Origin of the sequence: Candidatus Nebulibacter yamunensis (assembly GCF_024208055.1) — a bacterium.
Lineage (GTDB): Bacteria > Pseudomonadota > Gammaproteobacteria > Francisellales > Francisellaceae > Caedibacter > Caedibacter lacustris.
In genome coordinates, this window is sequence record NZ_JAMBMW010000009.1 from 12,185 (window position 1) to 33,481 (window position 21,297).

The 21,297-nt window shown below is 36.2% G+C and carries 21 protein-coding genes and 1 pseudogene; 10 read left to right on the plus strand and 12 right to left on the minus strand.

Annotation, left to right across the window (positions count from 1 at the left end):
- Positions 1–186 precede the first annotated feature (186 nt).
- The 5 genes and pseudogenes from dinG to M1V25_RS05260 form a co-directional block, all read right to left on the minus strand.
- Positions 187–2,235, minus strand: coding sequence for an ATP-dependent DNA helicase DinG (gene dinG, locus M1V25_RS05240; RefSeq protein ID WP_498842640.1), 2,049 nt, complete (start codon positions 2,233–2,235; stop codon positions 187–189).
- A 326-nt stretch (positions 2,236–2,561) separates the two neighbouring features.
- Positions 2,562–3,911 (minus strand): ABC transporter ATP-binding protein, encoded by a 1,350-nt coding sequence (locus M1V25_RS05245; RefSeq protein ID WP_116964635.1) that lies wholly within the window; start codon positions 3,909–3,911, stop codon positions 2,562–2,564.
- Between the two features lie 50 nt (positions 3,912–3,961).
- Complete coding sequence (locus tag M1V25_RS05250) at positions 3,962–5,764, minus strand: ABC transporter permease (RefSeq protein WP_116964634.1); 1,803 nt, start codon at positions 5,762–5,764, stop codon at positions 3,962–3,964.
- 162 nt (positions 5,765–5,926) lie between these two features.
- A pseudogene (locus tag M1V25_RS05255) lies at positions 5,927–6,088 on the minus strand (IS1 family transposase); the annotation flags it as partial.
- Positions 6,089–6,339: 251 nt separating this feature from the next.
- Positions 6,340–6,636, minus strand: a complete 297-nt coding sequence (locus M1V25_RS05260) for an IS1-like element transposase (RefSeq protein ID WP_498842641.1) — start codon at positions 6,634–6,636, stop codon at positions 6,340–6,342.
- A 258-nt stretch (positions 6,637–6,894) separates the two neighbouring features.
- Between M1V25_RS05260 and M1V25_RS05265 the strand changes: the two genes are divergently transcribed.
- Genes M1V25_RS05265 through M1V25_RS05275 form a run of 3 tightly spaced genes read left to right on the plus strand, consistent with a single transcriptional unit; the run spans position 6,895 to position 9,740 of the window.
- A complete protein-coding gene (locus tag M1V25_RS05265) occupies positions 6,895–8,016 on the plus strand; it encodes an ABC transporter ATP-binding protein (RefSeq protein ID WP_498842642.1) in 1,122 nt (373 codons plus the stop codon).
- Between the two features lie 23 nt (positions 8,017–8,039).
- Entirely contained in the window at positions 8,040–8,924 is an 885-nt protein-coding gene (locus M1V25_RS05270) for an ABC transporter permease (RefSeq protein WP_420810633.1), read from the plus strand.
- A complete protein-coding gene (locus M1V25_RS05275; RefSeq protein WP_116964454.1) occupies positions 8,925–9,740 on the plus strand; it encodes an ABC transporter permease in 816 nt (271 codons plus the stop codon).
- 94 nt (positions 9,741–9,834) lie between these two features.
- On the opposite strand, the gene lipA is transcribed toward M1V25_RS05275, so the two are convergent.
- The 6 genes from lipA to M1V25_RS05305 all read right to left on the minus strand — a co-directional run bounded on the left by lipA (position 9,835) and on the right by M1V25_RS05305 (position 14,832).
- Complete coding sequence (gene lipA / locus M1V25_RS05280) at positions 9,835–10,821, minus strand: lipoyl synthase (RefSeq protein ID WP_498842643.1); 987 nt, start codon at positions 10,819–10,821, stop codon at positions 9,835–9,837.
- Positions 10,822–10,880: 59 nt separating this feature from the next.
- Complete coding sequence (locus tag M1V25_RS05285) at positions 10,881–11,930, minus strand: MFS transporter (protein ID WP_498842644.1); 1,050 nt, start codon at positions 11,928–11,930, stop codon at positions 10,881–10,883.
- 180 nt (positions 11,931–12,110) lie between these two features.
- Positions 12,111–12,428 carry a hypothetical protein gene (locus M1V25_RS05290; protein WP_498842645.1) on the minus strand — a complete coding sequence of 106 codons (318 nt, stop codon included), beginning with the start codon at positions 12,426–12,428 and terminating at the stop codon, positions 12,111–12,113.
- A 15-nt stretch (positions 12,429–12,443) separates the two neighbouring features.
- Complete coding sequence (locus M1V25_RS05295; RefSeq protein ID WP_498842646.1) at positions 12,444–13,283, minus strand: ATP-grasp domain-containing protein; 840 nt, start codon at positions 13,281–13,283, stop codon at positions 12,444–12,446.
- Complete coding sequence (locus M1V25_RS05300; protein WP_498842647.1) at positions 13,276–14,529, minus strand: ATP-grasp domain-containing protein; 1,254 nt, start codon at positions 14,527–14,529, stop codon at positions 13,276–13,278. Before M1V25_RS05300 ends, M1V25_RS05295 begins: the two co-directional genes overlap by 8 nt.
- 63 nt (positions 14,530–14,592) lie before the next feature.
- On the minus strand, positions 14,593–14,832 hold the full coding sequence (locus M1V25_RS05305; RefSeq protein ID WP_498842648.1) for a hypothetical protein: 240 nt from the start codon (positions 14,830–14,832) through the stop codon (positions 14,593–14,595).
- 157 nt (positions 14,833–14,989) lie between these two features.
- Here M1V25_RS05305 and M1V25_RS05310 point away from each other — a divergent pair, with 157 nt between their 5' ends.
- Both M1V25_RS05310 and M1V25_RS05315 read left to right on the plus strand, forming a co-directional pair.
- The gene (locus M1V25_RS05310) at positions 14,990–15,364 is read left to right on the plus strand and encodes an antitoxin Xre/MbcA/ParS toxin-binding domain-containing protein (protein ID WP_498842649.1); all 375 of its coding nucleotides are present in this window, start codon (positions 14,990–14,992) and stop codon (positions 15,362–15,364) included.
- Positions 15,351–16,088, plus strand: a complete 738-nt coding sequence (locus M1V25_RS05315) for an RES family NAD+ phosphorylase (protein ID WP_498842650.1) — start codon at positions 15,351–15,353, stop codon at positions 16,086–16,088. Before M1V25_RS05310 ends, M1V25_RS05315 begins: the two co-directional genes overlap by 14 nt.
- Positions 16,089–16,139: 51 nt before the next feature.
- Here M1V25_RS05315 and M1V25_RS05320 read toward each other — a convergent pair whose 3' ends face one another.
- Positions 16,140–16,430 (minus strand): hypothetical protein, encoded by a 291-nt coding sequence (locus M1V25_RS05320; protein WP_498842651.1) that lies wholly within the window; start codon positions 16,428–16,430, stop codon positions 16,140–16,142.
- Positions 16,431–16,621: 191 nt separating this feature from the next.
- Here M1V25_RS05320 and M1V25_RS05325 point away from each other — a divergent pair, with 191 nt between their 5' ends.
- The 5 genes from M1V25_RS05325 to serA all read left to right on the plus strand — a co-directional run bounded on the left by M1V25_RS05325 (position 16,622) and on the right by serA (position 21,295).
- Entirely contained in the window at positions 16,622–17,212 is a 591-nt protein-coding gene (locus tag M1V25_RS05325; RefSeq protein WP_498842652.1) for an AAA family ATPase, read from the plus strand.
- Positions 17,213–17,242: 30 nt separating this feature from the next.
- The gene (locus tag M1V25_RS05330; RefSeq protein ID WP_498842653.1) at positions 17,243–18,304 is read left to right on the plus strand and encodes a DNA repair protein RecN; all 1,062 of its coding nucleotides are present in this window, start codon (positions 17,243–17,245) and stop codon (positions 18,302–18,304) included.
- A gap of 107 nt (positions 18,305–18,411) precedes the next feature.
- Positions 18,412–19,218, plus strand: a complete 807-nt coding sequence (gene lgt / locus M1V25_RS05335; protein ID WP_116964463.1) for a prolipoprotein diacylglyceryl transferase — start codon at positions 18,412–18,414, stop codon at positions 19,216–19,218.
- A 2-nt stretch (positions 19,219–19,220) separates the two neighbouring features.
- Positions 19,221–20,054, plus strand: coding sequence for a thymidylate synthase (locus M1V25_RS05340; RefSeq protein WP_116964464.1), 834 nt, complete (start codon positions 19,221–19,223; stop codon positions 20,052–20,054).
- Positions 20,054–21,295, plus strand: coding sequence for a phosphoglycerate dehydrogenase (gene serA / locus M1V25_RS05345; protein ID WP_498842654.1), 1,242 nt, complete (start codon positions 20,054–20,056; stop codon positions 21,293–21,295). Before M1V25_RS05340 ends, serA begins: the two co-directional genes overlap by 1 nt.
- The last annotated feature ends 2 nt before the right edge of the window (positions 21,296–21,297 follow it).

The window sequence follows — 21,297 nt, forward strand, 5'->3', positions numbered from 1 at the left end:
TAATTATTACTCTACCTCAAACTGTCTTAATAGTTGTAGAGAATAAATAAAATGTCCTAAGTAAGAACACATGAATTGTCCGGTCTAAACTAGACTATTAAACATCCTAATTAAATAAAAGAGGTGCTTTATGAAATAGACAAAAATGGCTCTTGGATGAGTAGACTGACCCAAACGATCCTTTTTCTAAATAATTTGAAAAGGTGGCAAATTATCTAATAATGCTTTACCATAAAATTTTGTTTTTAAGCGCCTATCCAAAATAATCACTTCACCAACATCCGACTCAGTGCGGACTAAGCGACCAACCATTTGAGTAAGCTTTAAAGAAGCTTGCGGCAAGGATATATCCATAAATGGCTTGCGATTGATAGATTCTAACCACTCAGCGCGCGTTTTATCAATCGGATTTGTTGGCACAGAAAATGGCAGTTTATGAATAATTAAGCGTGTTAAATATGCACCAGGCAAATCAACTCCTTCTGAAAAACTATCTACACCAAAAATAACTGAAGGTTTAAAAGCATCTATGCGTTTTTTATGGATAGCAATCATTGCTTGCTTTGAGCGATCTCCTTGAACTAAGGTAATTTTTTTCAGTTGAGCACTAAGACGCATATAGACTTTTTCCATTGCATAGATACTCGTAAACAATACCAAAGCACCTTCATGCAAATCCTTTAAATAGAGTTCATTAAGTAGTTTTGCTGTTTCATCAATATGATTTTCTTGCTGTACTGGTTCATTTTTCATATTAGGAATAATCATCTTTGATTTTTCATAATTTAATGGTGAGGGCAAGAGCAGCGTTTTTGCTTCTTTTTTAAGCGCTATAGCATTTAAAAATCGATCAAATTTCCCCAATGAGCGTACAGTCGCAGAACACAATACCACCCCGTGTTGAACGTGTTGCCAGAATGCTTGTTTCAGCAATGATGCTGCTTCAATTGGTGAAGCATGAATATCATAATCTTGAAAACTGGTTGCCAATATATCCGTTTGGATTTCTTCCTGCTTGATTTTTTTATCATGTGGAATAACCCACTTTGCAATCGGTGGGGAAGTGGCTGAGTTTATCATCAATGACCATACCATCTGCAAATTTTGAGCACGCTCCAATAAAAAACCCATTTGGGTAAATTGTTTTTCCAAACTACTTACTGAATATATTTCATTTTTTTCAATAAAATTATCGAGCTCATCTTTAAGTTTTTGACATTGTATAACATAGAAACTCGCAGAAGTTTTAATTTCTGTTGCAAGCTTAAGCATTTCATCGTCCAAATGTTTGATACGCCACACCGTTTCTTCTTTTTGTGCTTGCCGATAAAGTGGATCTATAAGTTGTTGCATATAGGTGAGTTGCTGAATGAGGTTTGTACATACAAGCTTCCAATTTTCACGCCGAGTTTTATCCGCAAGTTCTGCTGGTAAAGCATTTAATAACTTATCAACATCGTTAATCCAAGTGTGAGAACCCAATAATGATGCAAAACCTGACAAAGACTTTAACGCTCGATCTGGTAAATGATGGCATTCATCAACTATGTATATACTCTTTTCAAATTTAGGTAAAATCGAACCATCTCCTAAATCTAAATGAGATAGTAGTAAACTGTGGTTAGTAACAATTATGTCTACTTTTTTTAAGCCTTGACGTGCTATCAAAAACGGGCATTCGCGATAATATTCACAACGAGTAAATGAGCATGAGCTACTGGTATTATATATCTCTTGCATCAGTGTTTTTGAAAGGGGTTCCTCTAATAAATCAAAATCGCCATCCCAATCTTTTTGAAATCGCTTATCTAAACTTTCTGCTTCGGTAATTAAATCAGTTTCTATTAAGCTATGGCTATGCAATTTCCGCGGACACAAATAACGTGAACGCCCTTTTGCTAGCTGATAGCTAAAAGCTAAATCATGTGCTTGTAGTAGCTTGTGAATAAACGGTAAGTCTTTATCCATTAATTGCTCTTGCAATGCCACGGTTGCTGTTGATAGAACAATGGTAAGTTTTTCATGTCCTTGCTCACATCGCATTTTGTTAGCTAGCAGAGCACCGAATAAATATGCAAAACTCTTACCTGTTGCCGTCGGGGCTTCAATTATAATTTTTTCATCATTAACCAGTGCTATTTTAACAGCTTCAATCATCTGAAGTTGTGCTTCACGCATGTGCAAACCAGCGTCTGAAAATAGTTTTTTAATATCAATGCTATAATACTCTGTCAAAATTACTACCCAACATTATAACGAAGCCAACAATTGTTCTAAATAAAATTGACCTATATGATCAAATGTCACTAAATTGTCAAAACCCATATCTAATACCGCTTTGAATGTTCCATTTTCTATCCAAGGCACGATAATTTCACATTGCATTCAACTTGAACATACGATTTGACCACTTTTCAGTGCCCCATTCCTTAAATACATCATGAGTGATAATCCAGTATGACAATTGATATGGTTAGTGATTATTGTTTAATTTTAGTATCAAAAGCCACTTAAATAAGTACACACTAGCATCTTAATTACTCTATATTCATTTATACCTATTAGGTATTGGTTTCATCTAAGCTTAATATACCTATTGCGGCGTCGTATTCAACAATCTCAGCATAACGCGCCCAATTAATAAAGGTATTAAACACACGTACAGCTTCATCATCGCTTAAATAATCTTCAAGCTCAGATAAGAAACGTGATTCTGGCGCTTTTTTATTTGGGCGTTCCTTTAAAACTTTTATCACATGACGCGCCAATGGAATATGCTGCACTAAAAGCTTAGAAAAGATCACTTTACGCTCCTCAATATCTGCGGACATAAAGTGTTTACCCAAGGTAGTCATTGTAATATCCCCATCTGATACACTAGCTAAATGAAGTACGGATAAAGTTTCAATAATTGGAAACAAATCATCAATATCTAAGCGCACATGATCTGCCAAATCAGGTAAGTCGATTGAGCCTTTAGCTTGTAAATCATCCATCTCAGTCAATAATCCAGTTAACTCAGAAACTTCAGCATCTGGCAATCGATAACCAATATTAAGTGCTTTACGCTTATTCATGCGCTCAGTTAGCTCTCTTGTTTCTGCTGTTGTCATCATTCGGTATACTTCATCAATTAAATCGGTGACAGCCTCATCTTGAGAGTTTCTTGGATGAGGTAAGTCAACTTTAAGTTCTCCTCGAATAAAGCCAGGATTACTACCAAAAATAATGATTCTATCCGCTGTGAGCACTGCCTCTTCAATATTATGAGTAACATATAAGATTCCCTTCATCGCATCATTTTTTTCCCATAACTCCAATAAATCTTCACGCAAATTTTCTGCCGTTAACACATCAAGTGCTGAGAAGGGCTCATCCATTAACAACAAGTCTGGCTGCAATACAAGCGCACGTGCAAAACCCACACGCTGACGCATCCCGCCTGATAGCTCTTTGGGATATGCGTTTTCAAAACCATCCAAACCAATCATATCAATCGCTTTTAATGCTTTTTCTTTACGCTCACTGGCACTGATATTACGTGCTTCTAGACCTAACTCTACATTTTGCAATACGGTCAACCACGGCATCAAAGCAAAGCTTTGAAAAACCATTGACACATTAGGAACAGGTCCTGATACCTTTTTGTCGCGATAAATTACTTCCCCTGTAGTAGGTGCAGTCAGTCCTGCAATGATTCTTAGCAAAGTAGATTTACCAGAGCCAGACTTTCCTAGAAGAGCAATTATTTCACCTTCTTTCATTGTAAAATCGACATCTTCAAGTACCATTAAATCTTGCTTATCAGGTTTTTTAAAGGCTTTGGATACCTTGTCAACACATAATATACGCTGTATTTCCTTTGAGCTCACATTGTGAGCTTTCGATACTATACTATCGTTATTAATCATGATTATCCTTTATTTATTAAGTAGAGTCGTTTTTTCTTTCTCACGCCAAATTACATATTCATACTAAAACGCTTTTCAGCGTAATTATAAAGTTTGCGCCAGAACAATTTATTTGTAAGCACTACCAAAACACACATTACTACCACACCTAGCGCAATATTTGCCGTATGATCGCCTGGTGCATTATATTGCTCAGAAATATAAGCACCAATCCCTGAAGCCATAATCACTGAATCTTTACCCCAATTGATATATTCGCAAACGATACTTGCATTCCAGGCACCACCTGCAGCAGTAATTGCACCTGTTACATAAAAAGGCATAACAGCAGGAAACAAGAACTTAAACCATTTTACAGTTCCTTTTAATTGCATATTTTTAGCAGCCATTTTAAGTTCATGTGGAATAGCAGAAGCACCAGCAATCACGTTAAACAAAATATACCATTGAGTACCTAATGCCATCAGCAATATACACCAAATATTAAAATTCAGATTAAATGCAATCACCACCGTGCCAAACAATCCGTATAACACATTTACTGGAAAAGCTGCAAAAATTTGAGCGTAAGGCTGCACTTTCTCAGCGACAGTTGGGCGCAAACCAATCCAAATACCAATAGGCACCCAGATAATTGAAGCAATGATTATTAATATAAATACACGTAACCCTGTCAATAGCCCATATCCAAATACTTTTAAAGTTTCAGCAAATGTAATGGGTGCCTCCTTGTTGCCATAGATAAACTGCCATGCAAGATAAATGAACAGACCAATGCTAACAGCGACACACAACTGCCAAATTGCCGCCTGTAGACGCGAATTACTCCCATCATCTTTTTGATGCTTAAGCTGATTGTAGTTCTTATTTAAGTCCTTTTTAAACCACGAAATATTGACGATGCGATTTGCTTGTAACGCCATAAAATGGCTAAAGCCTTGCAAAATTGTTGAACGTTGCAATAGTTTTAAAAACCATGAATTGGATCCTATTTCTTGCTGTATTTCTGTAACAACAAACTTTTCTGACCATTTAACAATTGGTCTAAAAATCAGTTGATCATATAAAATGATCACCACAAGCATTACAATAATAGCTAAAAAAACCGCACTAAAATCACGTTCATTATTAGCTTGATCAATAAAAGTGCCGATTCCTGGAAGATTAATGGTAGCAGAAGTCGTTTGAGAAAAATTAACAACGATGCTCTCAGACGCTACAATCATAAACCAACTGGCTGACATTGACATCATCGTATTCCATATCAGACCAGGCATAGAAAAAGGTACTTCCAATTTCCAAAAACGCTGCCATCCAGATAGCTGATACATATCAGCAGCTTCTCTTAATTCCTTTGGTATTGTCTTTAACGATTGATAGAAACTTAGCATCATATTCCAAGCTTGAGCAGTGAATAACCCAAAGATAACAGCAAGTTGAGCACCCCACAAAGAATAGGGAAAGATAGCTAAAAATCCTGTAATCGTGATCGCTAAAAAACCCAAAATAGGAATGGATTGTAAAATATCAATAATAGGAATAATAATGCCCTCAGCACGTTTACTCTTAGCAGCCCACGCCCCAATTACAAAGCTAAAAACGAATGAACAAAAAAGTGCGATAAACATTCGAACAGTTGTATTTGCCGCATACTTTGGCAAATTCCACAAATTCATAGAAACATGCTCATATTTAGCTAAAGTATCAATATTACGATAGTCAACACTACCACCCAAGCTACTACACACCCAAGCAATAATAAAAATCATAGACAATACAAAAAAGAGTGAAAACAAATCCCATTTGCTAGGCAATAAACGTGTCGCTGGAATATTATAGAACGTTTTTTTCATATAGTTTAACAATACTGCCTATCTTCATATTGGGGGATTCTACCTCATAGAAGTTGCAAATGAAATAACGGATTAAGAGAATTACACCAACCAAAACTTAAATAACTTTTCAAGGTAGTGTTTTACTGTGTCATTCATATACTCCGTCCCCATTCAATACGGTTAATGTAAAGCCCGATAACGGTATTGTGCATTAACTCTGCTTTTTGAAAAGCAGATACTTTTCCTGGCAAGTCGCTTTATTCTGGTCCTAAATGTCAAAAACTTACGCTCAATCTTCTGTGTATTACGTTTCCGTATGTCATGATATTCATCGGGAATATATTTGAAATAGCTATTTCAGTCATCACTGTAGAATAATTCAACCTTGAAACATTGTAGCGTTTTGAAAAGTAATTCAAAGCTTTCATGCGTACGCTTACCAAAATAATAGGCAATAATTTGACTTATCTTATGGCAGATAGCTCTAACTAAAGCTATCGTTGGTTCTTTTCGTTTCCAATATATGACCATTACTCATCAAGCTCAAGCATAAGTGGCATCACAACAACTGGGCTTATATTCATCAATAAGTTTCAGTTACATTTCAACAATCTACAGGCTTTTTTTATCGTATTAATCACGGTTTTTGTGCTAACTTTTAAAACACGTACTGTATCTCGTATACCACTACCATTGCTACACATCTCAATAATTCTTTCTTTTATCTTGGGTAGCCGACCTAGTGCTTTATATTCAAGTTGAAAGTATTCGCCACAATCTAGGCAACGGTACCTTTGCGCACCACTTGGACTAGATTTCAATTGGTTATTACCTGCTTTAACTGTCTTTATTGAGTTGCAATTCCTGCAGCGTACATCAATTTTCGCCATTTTTGATTTGATTTTTGATTATAAAAACAAATGTGCCAGATGATAACAATACCGAAAAAATTATCACGTAAAGTACTTTCTCATAAGGGTTTATGGTAGGTCATGTTTTACTGATATTCATCAAAGAAGAATAATAAGGTTAAGCAACTATAAAAATTTAAAATAATTTGATCATTAATCTCCTTTCTATTTTATCAAAACCTCTTTATCCTATAGCCTGATTTTCAACACCGCTAACTTATGGGGGATTTATGCTCGATGGAGAGAATAACCAATAAAAAACCATTGATTAGTATTCGCAATCTCACTAAGCGTTTTGATGATGGACATACTGCCGTAGATGGCATTTCTTTAAACATTTATCCAAAAGAGTTTTTTGCTTTACTTGGTAGCTCAGGTAGTGGCAAAAGTACGCTTTTACGCTTATTAGCAGGATTTGAGCAACCAACTGATGGTCGAATTTTAATCGATAGTGTGGACATGACAAATGTTCCACCTTATAAACGCCCAATTAATATGATGTTTCAGTCCTATGCCTTATTTCCACATATGACAATTGAGCAAAACATCATGTTTGGCTTGAAACAGGATAAACTACCAAAAAATGAAATCCTTGCACGCACAGCAGCTGCACTTAAAATTATTAAAATGGAACATTTAGCAAAACGTAAGCCACATCAATTATCAGGTGGTCAGAGACAACGTGCAGCCTTAGCACGCTGCTTAGCCAAACGCCCCAAGCTAATACTACTAGATGAACCCCTGTCTGCTTTAGATAAAAACTTGCGTGATCAAATGAAATTTGAGTTAGTTGACATTCAAGAACAAACTGGTAGCACCTTTATCATGGTAACACATGACCAAGAAGAAGCGATGACAATGGCATCTCGCATTGGTATTATGTCTGAAGGCTGGCTTGAACAAGTCAGTCCTCCACAAGAAGTGTATGAGTTTCCTAAAACCCGCTTTGTTGCTAGTTTTATCGGTAAAAGTGCTATTTTCGAGGGAATAATTGCTGAAATAAATGATGACTCTAGTACGATTGATTCTAATGAGACAAAAAGTGTATTTAAACTTGATCGCAAAATCGAAGGTGTTGAAGGACAACAAATATGGATTGGACTTCGTCCTGAAAAAATATCCATTTCTAAGACTGCACCAATAGATTACAATCTAGAACGACCAATTAACACCATCGTTGGCAAGGTGAAAGACATTGCTTACATGGGAGGCTTATCGACTTATTATGTAGAAAGCGCAACAGGTAAACTTATTACAGCAACAGATTTCAACGTCGAGCGCAATGCAGATCACCCCACCTGGGAAGATACCGTATACTTAACGTGGGAACCTGAAAACATCATGGTGTTATATTCATGAGGTTTATAATTGATTCAGTCTTGATCCACAAATGGCAAAAACGCTTTGTCATATTGGTTCCTATGTTATGGTTTATGGTGTTTTTACTTATCCCATTTTTATTTGTTTTAGCTATAAGCTTTACTGTGCCTGCGGATGGAACACCCCCTTTTAGCGCTATTTCACAATACACTGATCACACACTTCATATTATTTTACATTTAACTAACTACATGCAAACGCTAAGCTCAAATTTGGTATTCATTGCCCTTTATGACTCAGCAAGTATTGCTCTTATAACAACTATTCTATGTATTTTAATTGGCTATCCAATGGCTTTAGCGCTTTCGCGCATAAAAAGCAAGCACACTCAGCTTATATTTTTGATCATGATTATCATTCCCTATTGGACATCGTTTTTATTACGAACGTATGCTTGGGTGACATTACTTGGTAACCATAAACTCAATGTTTTTCTAATGGAGTTTGGCTTGCCAAGCATGGCATTATTATATAATAATTTTTCAATGTATTTAGGCATGGTTTATTGCTACTTACCCTTTTTGGTCTTACCGCTCTATGCTATATTAATCAAGCTTGATCCAATTCTAAATGACGCTGCAGCTGACTTAGGTGCCACCCCAATTAAAACATTTTTTAAAGTAACACTACCCTTATCCATGCCTGGATTAATCGCTGGTAGTCTACTGGTTTTTATCCCTGCCGTTGGAGAAGTTGTTGTACCTCAGATCATGGGTGGGTTAAATAGCGTTATGATTGGGAGTATAATCTGGGAGCAGTTCTTTACTGCAAATAACTGGGGGATGTCAGCTGCAATGTCGGTTATCTTATTGATCATTCTTGTATTACCTGTTATTTGGATGCAAAAAATCCAGCAACGTCAAGCTAAAGCCTCAGGAAGTTTATAAATGCGTACCTTTTCTTACAGTAAAGTAATGCTCATTCTTGGATTGATCTTCTTATATATCCCACTTTTTATCCTTATATTGTTTTCATTTAGTAATTCCCAAATCATCAACCTTTGGGGCGGATTTACATTAGATTGGTATAAAGCACTGTTTAATGATAGCGACATCATTAGTGCCGCCTTAATCAGTTTGCAAATTGCGCTTATTGCCTCACTTTGTGCCACTACGTTAGGCACAATAATCGCTTATATAATGACACGCTTTGAATATTTCCGTAGTAAAAGCTTTCTCTATGGTATGGTGATCACCCCGCTTGTCTTACCTGATATTGTATTAGGAGTATCACTTTTATTAATGTTTACTTCATTACAAAATTTAATTGGTTGGCCACATGGTCGTGGCATGATGACCATTATTATTGCACATATCACCTTTTGTACGGCCTATGTCACAATTGTCATGCAAGCTCGAATTGCTAGCGTTGATCGTTCGATTGAAGAAGCAGCAATGGACTTAGGTGCGAAGCCTGCAAGAATCTTTTTTCAAATCACCCTGCCACAAATTATTCCTTCCCTAATTGCCTCATTTTTATTGGCATTCACACTTTCAATAGATGATTTAGTTATCACTGAATTCGTTGCTGGTAGCAGCGATCCAACCTTACCTATGTATATCTATTCAACGGTTAAAAATGGTCCTACACCTGAAATTAATGCTCTTGCTACCATTATGATTGCAATTATTTCAACCTGTGTGGTAATCGGTGCCTATATTGCCTTTAAAATGGAAGCCAAGAAAAAGAAAAGCAGAAAATAATACAACAGGAAAGATAAAACCTTGCTACTAGAAATCTCAACTAAGGCACCATCAATAAAAAAATCTGCAAGTTTAACAATTACTTTTCACGGCGTTATAAGTCTAAATTATTACGCTTAAATACACGATCAGCACGATAACTTGAACGCACCATAGGTCCTGAAGCTACTTCTAAAAATCCTTTTTCAAGACCAATCTGGCGATATTCCTCAAATTCTTTTGGAGTGACAAAACGCTCAATCACCAAGTGATGCTTAGTCGGCTGCATATATTGACCTAGCGTTAAAATATCGACTCGTGCTAAGCGTAAGTCATCCATTGTTTTAAGCACTTCTTCTTTTGTCTCGCCCAATCCTAACATTAGACTCGTTTTAGTTAATACCTTTGGATTTTGCTGCTTGACATATTTCAAGACGTTAATTGTTTGCCAATAACCCGCACGAGGATCACGCACAACATATGTTAAGCGTTCAACTGTTTCAACGTTTTGGGCGAAAACATCCATGTCCGTCTTAAGCAGTTTATTGATATGCTCATGTTTCCCCTGGAAATCTGGTGTTAACGCTTCGACCTTAATCGTAGGGCTAAGCGCTTTGATTTCATTAATCGCCTGCGCATAATGACCTGCACCACCATCTTCTAAATCATCTCGATCGACTGAGGTTAACACCACATATTCCAAGCCCATAAGCTTAACACTTTCTGCTGCATTTTTTGGCTCATCACGATCCAGCCACCCTTTGGGATTACCTGTATCCACTGAACAAAACTTACACGCTCTCGTACACACACTTCCCATTAACATAATCGTTGCTGTACCGTGCGACCAACATTCGTTAATATTAGGGCATTTTGCTTCTTCACATACCGTTGACAAGCGATGTGTTTTAGTAATGGATTTCACTTTACGGTAGGTTTCGCTTGAGTCCTGCTTAGCTACTTTTAACCAATCTGGTTTTTGAATGCGAACTGGATTGACCTTACTATTTTTAATGCCATCTTTTACTGCACTAAAGCCCAGCTCAGTTTGGTATTTCTTACCGCTTTCCACTTTAACTGGGATATCAATTAATTTAGTCATTAGAGATATCAACTAACACTTAAAACTGTGGCTCATCATGACAAAACTTATTCCTAGTTTCAAGTGTTATGTGAGTAATAACGCATTGCCCATGCAAAGAAAACAGCAGACAACACAAAAATTAAAAACCATGTAAAGATCGCAATTGAGCCCACTCCAAGCCCAAAGATATAAACACCTAAATAACTACCCACACCCAAGCCAAGCGAGCTAGTACACAAATTGTAGAAAGACATATTGGCTTTGAGTTTTGTAGGGTCTTTTTCATTCGAGATAGCAATAACAGAAACTTGTGGCGCGATAATCTCACCAAGCGTAAAGAGTAAAATGCAAAAATAAAGCCAAGGTAATGATTCAGCTTGAAAAGTAAATAAAACTAATGCGACACAAGAGGCTCCGATACCTAAAGTATATTGAAAGCTATAATTTTTAATTCTTGCAACAAGGTTAATAACCTTGATTGTCATAAAAATAAGCAAGATAGAATTCAAAGTAAAAATACTCGAAATAACAGCTGTATATTCGTGATAATTTTGCTTAATCATCAGCGTAAAATAAGTATATATTTGTGCTTCAAAGATAAAATGAAAGAAACTTGCAATGCCAATCAATAAAGTCTTTTTATTGACTCTAAATGACAAAAGCATTGGTTGGCGTTCAGTTTTTTTGGTTGTAGTAGGTGTTGAAATAACTCTTACCACCAAGCATGCTGAAATCAAAAAACATAACAAGGAAAAAAATAGAACTCCTTGAAAGCCTGCTAATTTTAGCATTAACGCACCAATAAGAGGTCCCATGGCTCCACCTAAACTATTAACCATTTTAATATAGGCAAAAAGCTTAGTTGTATCGCTTTGATTCACTAAGTACTCAAGTTGTAATACTCTGGAATAAGTAAAGTATATGCCGAGACTGAAACGATAAAGCAGTAAGCATAGAAGAATTAAAATATATGCTACCTGTAAAAATAAAGAGCTAAGATAACAAAATACAATGGCAACGCCCAAAAGAATAATTGTCAGAAAAAATCCTTTTTTTGACGCCTTGCTTGGCAATAAATTTACCAGAATGTAGGCGGAAAAATTCCCAACAATCATCCCAATAAGCATTAAAAACCAATATCATTAACGGATATTCCGCTAAAAATAGGAAGTTCAACAACAACATATGGAAAAAAAGCGAACATCCCAACACATGAAAGCATCATAACAATAAGTAATAAATAGTTATTTTTTGAAAAATTAGGATTTAACCGCCTTAATGATTGCCTCAAAGAAATCTGCCTCATTTTATTCATACTCAAATTTTACGTTCTGATAAATACCATCAACCACATCGTTATGTGTCTTAGGATTATTTGCAAAGGCAATAAAAAAACCAGGTCTATCATAAGATGAGCTCCCAAGTTGCGGAGTCTCAAAAATAGCTGCTCGTATTTCATAACTTGCAACATGTGGGTTTATTCTCATACGCTCTTGACCAATAACACATTTGACCTTATGCAAAGTTGGGTTAAAAAAGTTTGTAGAACACACTATAGTGTTTGGTGAAACTTTTAATGAAGGCAAGCTTAAGCGCATACGCTGTCTGATAGTTAACTCATACAAGTCTATTCCTGTCTTTCAATATACAAGATCAGGGATGCTATCCCCACCAACGCGGTTATGAGATTCGATGATAAAGCAACTACCACCATCAACGATAACTTCTGTATGATATGCTCCATTTTCTACGTTCATATCACACAAAAACTGAATAACTGTGTCATGAATTAGCGCATTAACGTTTGCAGGAATTTCCTCTCCAATAATATGCCTTTGCTCGACAAACTTACTATCAGCAGTTTGGTAAAGCATCTTTTTAGTAATTGCTAGAATATTATGCTGGGTATTACATGAGAAACTCTCAACGGAATATTCAATTCCATGAATAAATTTTTCCGCAATCAAAGGCGATGAACAATCAATTTGTGCTATGTCACTCCAAGATTCAACTTTAGAAACATTCTGACTACCCACACCACTCTTAGGCTTGGTAATAATCGGGGCTTTGATTTGGTTATAAAGATCAATCAACTCCTTACGGTGGGTGATGGAAAAAAATGGAACGCTATAGGATTTTGCTGCTATAAACTCGCGCATAGCAACTTTATCTTTTAATTTTTGAGTAATCACTAACTCGTTTTCCCAACCTAATCCCAACTCTTTATTAAGCAAAGCAGCACTAATAAGGGCATCTTCCCTTAAGGTAACAATGGCTTGAACTTTATGATGTTTCAGAAAGGAAACCATGCAATCAAGATTATTATGGTCTCCATAGTCAAGTAACAAACACTGATCAGCCAAAGCACGTGATCTATCAGTAACTTCTTGTGCTTTATGAATCAAAACAACTGAAAGCTTTAATTGTTTCGCTCGATCCAGTAACAGCTCATTACTGCCAATAAATGCAATTTTATTCATCTGCATACACCTCTACTGCAATTTTTTGTGATGTGCTTTCAATAAAATTAATCGCCTGTGATGTGGAGCTAAAAGTTTGTATTACAAAACCCAAACGATCTTCTGTACTGGTTAACCCTTTTATTTTCTTTGGAAGTTGGGCAAGGTGAGTTTTATGACTGTGCTCAAAGTTGCTGCCAATTTTAAGTTGACTCACCTCTCCTTCTTTAGTTGAAAATAAAAAGCAAATGGCGGCATAAGTTTTTCCTTCACTTTGCTGTTGCTTTTTGTCTAACTCCAATGCTTCAAACCTAATTCCAAGGGATGCGCGTAGATATAATGCGATAGGATCTATGTGTTTGGCGAGTTTCATCAGCTCAGGAATCTGATCCCCACCAACTCGAGGATTGATTTCTATTAATTTTAGAACACCACCTATAACTTTAAACTCTACATGGGCAAAGCTATTTTTAAAACCTATTGTTGCAAGCACTTCTTTTAGCTGCAATTCAACCTCTTTTTCAAATTGAGCATCTCCAAATGGGAAAATATGCCCAACTTCAACGCAATATGGAGGAGGAGAAACAAATTTCTTTGTCACTCCCAATAATAACCACTCATTTAAATCAGGATTCCAAACCATTTCTGCACTATACTCATCACCTGGAATATACTCTTCAACGAGGATTTTTGTCGCAATCTGATACCCTCTACAATTTGGTGAAGTGAGCTGATAAATATTATTGACAGCCTCGATAAACTCTTCATTGCTGTGACAAATTTTCACCCCAACACTTCCACTTTCATCATTTGGCTTAACGACACAAGGATAACCAATTGGACTAGAGTCGTATTTTTGTTTAAAGTCAATGACCTCATATGCCACTGATTGTTTAAGGTGGCTAACAGCTTTTCGCATTATATCTTTAAAACGGCAGGCAAGTATTGACTCCAAAGTAGCACCTTTATGAGTATATTTAGCATTTAAAATAGCTGCCTGAACAATCCGAAAATCATCAAAAGCAACAATAACCTCTATCTTTTCAGATTCCTTTTCATCCTCAAAAAAATGAAGCAGCTTTGTAATATCATAGGTATTAACTTCATGAACCTCATCAGCAAAAGTGCATGGATTAATAACTGCATCAGCATATTCTGTCATGTTAATACAGATGAATTTCACTTTGTAACCAAGCTTTTTCGCTTCACTAGTTGCTATAGCTGCATTCCCTGCCATATTGCTCTCCAATAGGTAAATACATGACATTTTTTTCTCCTTCTAGTTAGCTTTTTAAAATCAAGTTACACTATATAACTTTAAAAGTGGTGATTAAATTAAACTCTTTAAGCAGACTGTTAGCTCATTCTCAAAGGCTCTTGTTAATAGCTTTCTTCCTTCATGAAAACCACTTAAGTCAAGTTTGCCTGAATAAGTATGGTGTTCGATCAAGTCTGTCCCATTTAGAATTCTTTTGCTAAGTTGGAACTCAGTTTTCTGTTGAGCCAAATATGTTTTTTTCAGCCCAACTGACGAATATGCCACTCTAATTTTGATTTTATCAAATCCCATTGTAATAGCCGGAGATTGACAATATATTCGGCAAAATTATTAAATATTTTTTGCAAGTCATCACTGCTATAACCAATCAGCGGTTGCAATATAAATTTTACTTTTTCAACTCTATTTGTTAGAATTTCCCAAAGAAACAAAATATAAAGTGATGAATATGACAGCACTAAGCATAACAAATGATAGCTCAATCATTGCAAAGTCATTAGAGAATACCTCAAAGCTATATAGTATTCCACAATCTGAGATTGCAAGGGTGCTGCACATGAGTAATTCAGCTTTCAGTAAAGCAAAAAAACAAAATTCAAACACTTTTTCGCCTGAAACGACAACGGGTGAACTGGCACTTTATTTCATTAAAATCATCAGATCTCTTGATGCAATATACGGCGGAAATGAGCCTATATGTAAAAAGTGGTTAACTAACAGTAATGATGACTTTGACGGTAACAAACCACTAGACTTAATGAAATCAGTAAAAGGCTTGGTGTTGGTGATGAATTACTTGGACTATTACCGTGGACGAGTTTAATTTTGTCAGCAAATATATACAAAAATGCGAACGATTAACCGTATATCGAAGCGTTGAAAACCAAAATACTGCATCAACTCTTAAACTTACTGACGGGAACGTTCAAGAACAAGAGCGGCTTGAACAATTGCTTGAGGAAAAAGCAAAACCTGAAATTGACTATACAGGTCACCATTACTTAATCTATACGCCATTTAGATACCCACCATTAGAGTATGGATCTCGATTCGGTTCTATCTACGAAAAATCATTGTGGTATGGATCAACAAACAAAAAAACCGCATTAGCTGAGTCAGCCTTTTATTTATTTAACTTCAATCGAAAAGCAAACATAGACGACATACTTTACTTTGAGAGAATTGTTTTTTCCATACAATGCAATATCCAGAATTTTCTTGATCTCACTAAAATTGATCGCCTAGATCATAAACTGCTGACATCAAAAGATAGTTATGCCTATACACAGCAACTATCCAAATCCATGAGAAAAAATAACATCGAAGCATTTTTATATGAATCTGCACGTCATGCAGGGAACAAAAATTTTGCAGCTTATACGCCAAATGTTTTCAAAAAGAACTCATTAAAAATTATGCCAACATATATCGGTGTTTTTACGCCAAAAGTAATTACATATAAATCAACCATACATCACGATGAGGTGTATGCTTATACCGTTGATGATTTCTATGATGACTTTAGCCTGCCTGAGATACCAAAATGAGCAAGGATACTTCTATGGTTGAACCAGCCACACAAACCGAAACATCCTCTTTCACCCTATCTGGACCAGTGTTAAGGTACGTGCGCTGAGCCGCCACTTCAGATAGGGCCAGGAGCAGGTAATAAATATAGACACTAATATAGAACCATTGAGTATAAAACGAGAAAAGCCAAGCATATCAACTTGACCTTCAAGATAAGCGCGGGCATAGGCATTTTTAGTTGCCATATAAGCTTTTGGGTTATTCACAAAGTTTTGTTGACAGAGATATTTTGTCCACTCATTAGAGCAGTCAACAGAAATAAGAGTATGGTCAAAATCAAAAAGAGTGATGTTAGGCATTATAATAAATTCTTACATATTTATGTTGCTTTAGTTTACATGACACTTCCCACATTGCACTAGAGTGCAATGCAACTTGCAGCACAGTTTTTATCATACCTCTTATAATAATTTAGAATTATCAAACCCACACCCCTCAATGATATTTTAAAAGATTTTTGCCTTAAGATATGTTAAATTTTTGGTACACTGTGTTTGATACGAAAGAGCCTATGCTAAGTTTTTTGAGTATTAAAAATTTTGCCATCATCAAAAGCACTGAAATCCATTTTAAACAAGGCATGACCACTATTACCGGAGAAACTGGTGCTGGAAAGTCAATCTTGTTAGATGCACTTAATATTGTGCTAGGTGCAAGAGTTGACAAATCGAATTATCCTCAGAGTGAACCTTGTGAAATCTCCGCTATTTTTATTATTAAAGATATTCCTGAAGCAATACGTTTTCTAGAAGAATTGGAACTCAATGAAGGCAGTGAATGTATTTTACGGCGCATTATCCATCATGATGGTAAAAACCGTGCTTTTATTAATGGTGCTCCAGTCACGTTAAACCAACTCAAAACATTAAGCCCGTACCTTATTAGTATTTATGGTCAAAATGCGCATCACAGTTTACTTGAATCAACTAATCAACTCTTACGTTTAGACACTTATGCAGGTCTTATCAATGAAATTGAGTCACTTTCACAAACTTATAAAACTCTAACTGAGCTTACTCATGCTATCACTGACGAAGAAGAGAAAATTGCTAAGGAAAAAATAGCTTTGGTCTTGATGTAGTATCAATATGATGAACTTAAACAACTTGAATTGAAAGAAGATGAACTTCAGCAATTAGATAGTGATCACAAGCAACTAGCTAATGCTAAAGGACAAATTCAAGCTATTGCGCAGATAAGCGATATTGTAAATGACAGTGAACAAAGTTTATTAAGTATGATAGATCACCTATTAAATAGCCTATATTCTTATAGTGAACAGCCACAGTTCAAAAACATATTAGAACTACTTACACAAGCTAAAGTCTATCTCCAAGAATGTGATCAAGAAGCAAAATCAATTCTTAATCAGTTGGAAGTCAATCCTGAGAAGCTCTATGAGGTTGAGCAAAGACTCGATCATATTTATAAGCTTGCTCGTAAACATAAAGTCGAACCGAAATTATTGTATCAACATATCGCAGAACTTGAACAAAGCTTATCCCTTCACGATCAAAGTGAACAAAAGCTAAAAGAATTAATCGCACAAAAAGATGTGCTGCAACAAAGTTATCTTAACCTGGCCAAAGACTTAAGTAACAAGCGTCAAATAGCAGCTAAAGCATTTGCTAAAGAGATTGAAACACATATTCATAAGCTTAATATTCCTAAAGGCGAATTTTATGTCAAACTCACACCAAGCAAAACACAGCAGGCGACAGGGATAGACCACTGCGAATTTTTGATTAACTTTAACACAGGACAACAAGCTGCTGTAATTGACAAAGTCGCTTCAGGTGGAGAATTAAGTCGTATTGGTTTAGCTATTCACGTCGTTTCTTCTAAAAAAATAGCACCTCCTACTATTATTTTTGATGAAGTAGATGTAGGAATTAGTGGTGGCACTGCTGAGATCGTCGGCAAACTATTAAAACAGGTTTCACAAAATGCCCAAATTCTCTGTATCACTCATCAAGCACAGGTGTCCATTCAAGGCGATCAACAACTTCATATTGTTAAAAAACACCTCAAAGATCATACGGTTTCTGAAATCATTGAGCTTGATAAAAATCAGCGAATTCACGAAACTGCTCGCATCATTGGTGGTGTTGAGATGACCGATAAAACCTTACAGCATGCAAAAGAGATGTACGAACTTTATCATTTGCAATAACCATAACAAAAACCAAAGTGCATAATTCAAAGTGATAAAATCTGTAAAATGGTTTGTGATAGGTATATAATAATGCCACTTCACTCAAAGTATAAAAAAATTTCTAAATGTTGATTTATCCACAAATTGACCCCGTTGCATTTTCACTTGGTCCAATTAAAGTACACTGGTATGGCATTATGTATCTTGTGGGCTTTGCTGGGGCGTGGGCTCTTTCACTTATCCGTTGCAAAAAACCATATAGTCCGATTAATAAAGACCAAGTTTCTGATATGATTTTTTATGCAGCTTTGGGCGTTATCGTAGGCGGACGCCTTGGCTATATGGTTTTTTATGATTTATCTAATTTCATCAGTGCACCTTGGGTTATTTTTAAAGTCTGGGATGGTGGCATGGCATTTCATGGTGGTTTAATCGGAGTGATTCTTGCAATCTCCTTATTTTGCCGCAAACATAAATGTAATGTTTTTGATATTCTTGATTTTATTGCTCCTATGGTGCCGATTGGACTAGGTGCTGGACGATTGGGTAATTTTATAAATGGTGAGCTTTGGGGACGTGTAACAGATTCCCCGATTGGAATGATTTTTCCAAATGGCGGTCCTTTGCCACGTTATCCTTCCCAGTTATTGGAGTTTGCATTAGAAGGAGTGGTATTGTTTGTTATTTTATGGTTTTTATCACGTAAGAGACGACCTCGTTTGTTTATCTCAGCAAATTTCTTGGTATGGTATGGACTCTTTAGATTCATTGCTGAGTTTTTCCGTCAACCTGATTCACAAATGGGTTATATGCTATTTGACTGGATGACGATGGGACAATTATTATCTTCGCCTATGATTATTTCTGGGCTTTTAATCTTACTATATCTTTCGATGCAAAATAAGAAATCTACTCAAATCCATAAGGAGTGACGATGCAACAATACCTTGACTTTCTACGTTATATAAATAGCCATGGCATAGTTAAAACAGATCGCACAGGCACAGGTACTAAAAGCATTTTTGGCTATCAGATGCGCTTTGATTTAACAAAAGGTTTTCCGCTTGTCACCACCAAAAAAGTCCATTTTAAAAGTGTAGTTTATGAGCTTTTATGGTTTTTAAAAGGCGATACCAACAACAATTACCTTCTTGAGCACGGCGTACGCATTTGGAATGAGTGGGCGCTGGAAACCGGAGACCTTGGTCCTATTTATGGCAAACAATGGCGTAGCTGGCAAACGCCTACAGGAGAGACAATAGATCAAATTCAACAAGCCATTGATCTAATCAAATTTCGTCCAGACTCAAGGCGTATTATTGTAAATAGTTGGAATCCTGCGGTTTTACCAGACGAATCCCTCTCGCCTCAACAAAACGTTAAAAAGGGAAAAGCAGCATTGCCACCTTGTCACACTTTGTTTCAATTTTATGTCGCAAATAATAAACTTTCGTGTATGCTCACTCAACGCTCGGCTGATGCGTTTTTAGGTGTGCCATTTAATATTGCTTCATATGCCTTATTAACATATATGGTTGCACAACAATGTAATTTAGAAATTGGCGAGTTTATCTGGTCAGGTGGTGATTGCCATATTTACAGTAATCATCATGAACAAATACAAGAACAACTTTCACGTAACCCTTTTCGATTACCAACGCTTTCTATCAATCGTAAACCTGAGTCTATTTTTAGCTATGAGTTTAATGATTTTGAGGTCGTAAACTATCAATTCCATCCCACAATAAAAGCTCAGGTTGCCGTATAATGACACAACAAATGACCTCTTTAAATAAAGCTGCTATTAAAGTTCTTCTACTTGAAGGCATCCATGAACAAGCGCAAAACGCTTTTATTCAAGCAGGTTACAACAACGTACAAACGCTCCCACATGCACTAGATGACGATGCACTCATTATCGCTTTACAAGATATTAAAGTTGTGGGAATACGATCACGTACACAATTAAGCGAAAAAGTACTTAAAGCATGTTCTCACCTGATCGCTATTGGTTGTTTTTGTATTGGCACTAACCAAGTAGATTTAGATGCTGCACAAATTTTAGGCATTCCAGTTTTCAATGCTCCTTTCTCAAATACACGTAGTGTCGCTGAGCTTGTAATCGGTCAAATGATTTTACTTTATCGTAACGCTATAGATAAAAACATCCAAATGCACCGTCAAAATTGGCTAAAATCAACAGCTGGTGCACATGAGGTGCGTGGGAAAACACTTGGTATTATCGGTTATGGGCACATTGGATCTCAAGTAAGCGTACTCGCTGAAAATTTAGGATTGAATATCCTTTTTTATGATATTGAAAACAAGCTCCCATTAGGCAATGCCAAAGCATGTGCTAGCATTTTTGACTTATTAAAACAATCTGATATCGTCACACTTCATGTGCCTGATACACCTAGCACACAAAACATGATTGGTCAAAAAGAGCTAAGCTTGATGAAGGAAGGAAGTGTTCTTATTAATGCTTCACGTGGTAACGTTGTGGATATTAAAGCACTTTCTGATGCACTTAAGTCAGCACATTTAAAAGGTGCTGGAATCGATGTTTTTCCTAAAGAGCCTTCTAAGAATGGAGAATTATTTGAAAGTGAACTTATTGGGTTAAATAACGTATTTTTAACACCTCATATTGGAGGTAGCACACTGGAAGCCCAACAAAACATAGGTCTTGAAGTTGCTGATAAGCTTATTAAATATAGTGACAACGGCTCAACTATTTCAGCAGTGAATTTCCCTGAGCTTTCTTTACCCACACAAGCAAACGTCCATAGAATCTTGCATATCCATGAGAATAAACCAGGCACGATGCGTGCAATCAACCGTGTTTTTTCTGACCATGACATTAACGTTGAAGGACAATTTTTAAGAACACTTAATAATATTGGTTATGTGGTTATAGATATTAATAGTATTGAGGATACTTCACGTGTACTCGTGCAACAATTAAAAGCGATTGACGGTACTATTCGCTCACGTGTCTTATTTTAAAA

Excerpts from the sequence above, each read along its gene's own strand:
- M1V25_RS05245 (WP_116964635.1), bottom strand. The coding sequence starts at position 3,911 with ATGATTAATAACGATAGTATAGTATCGAAAGCTCACAATGTGAGCTCA.
- M1V25_RS05250 (WP_116964634.1), bottom strand. The coding sequence starts at position 5,764 with ATGAAAAAAACGTTCTATAATATTCCAGCGACACGTTTATTGCCTAGC.
- M1V25_RS05260 (WP_498842641.1), bottom strand. The coding sequence starts at position 6,636 with ATGGCGAAAATTGATGTACGCTGCAGGAATTGCAACTCAATAAAGACA.
- M1V25_RS05265 (WP_498842642.1), top strand. The coding sequence starts at position 6,895 with ATGGAGAGAATAACCAATAAAAAACCATTGATTAGTATTCGCAATCTC.
- M1V25_RS05275 (WP_116964454.1), top strand. The coding sequence starts at position 8,925 with ATGCGTACCTTTTCTTACAGTAAAGTAATGCTCATTCTTGGATTGATC.
- lipA (WP_498842643.1), bottom strand. The coding sequence starts at position 10,821 with ATGACTAAATTAATTGATATCCCAGTTAAAGTGGAAAGCGGTAAGAAA.
- M1V25_RS05285 (WP_498842644.1), bottom strand. The coding sequence starts at position 11,930 with ATGCTTATTGGGATGATTGTTGGGAATTTTTCCGCCTACATTCTGGTA.
- M1V25_RS05295 (WP_498842646.1), bottom strand. The coding sequence starts at position 13,283 with ATGAATAAAATTGCATTTATTGGCAGTAATGAGCTGTTACTGGATCGA.
- M1V25_RS05300 (WP_498842647.1), bottom strand. The coding sequence starts at position 14,529 with ATGTCATGTATTTACCTATTGGAGAGCAATATGGCAGGGAATGCAGCT.
- M1V25_RS05305 (WP_498842648.1), bottom strand. The coding sequence starts at position 14,832 with ATGGGATTTGATAAAATCAAAATTAGAGTGGCATATTCGTCAGTTGGG.
- M1V25_RS05310 (WP_498842649.1), top strand. The coding sequence starts at position 14,990 with ATGACAGCACTAAGCATAACAAATGATAGCTCAATCATTGCAAAGTCA.
- M1V25_RS05320 (WP_498842651.1), bottom strand. The coding sequence starts at position 16,430 with ATGCCTAACATCACTCTTTTTGATTTTGACCATACTCTTATTTCTGTT.
- lgt (WP_116964463.1), top strand. The coding sequence starts at position 18,412 with ATGTTGATTTATCCACAAATTGACCCCGTTGCATTTTCACTTGGTCCA.
- M1V25_RS05340 (WP_116964464.1), top strand. The coding sequence starts at position 19,221 with ATGCAACAATACCTTGACTTTCTACGTTATATAAATAGCCATGGCATA.
- serA (WP_498842654.1), top strand. The coding sequence starts at position 20,054 with ATGACACAACAAATGACCTCTTTAAATAAAGCTGCTATTAAAGTTCTT.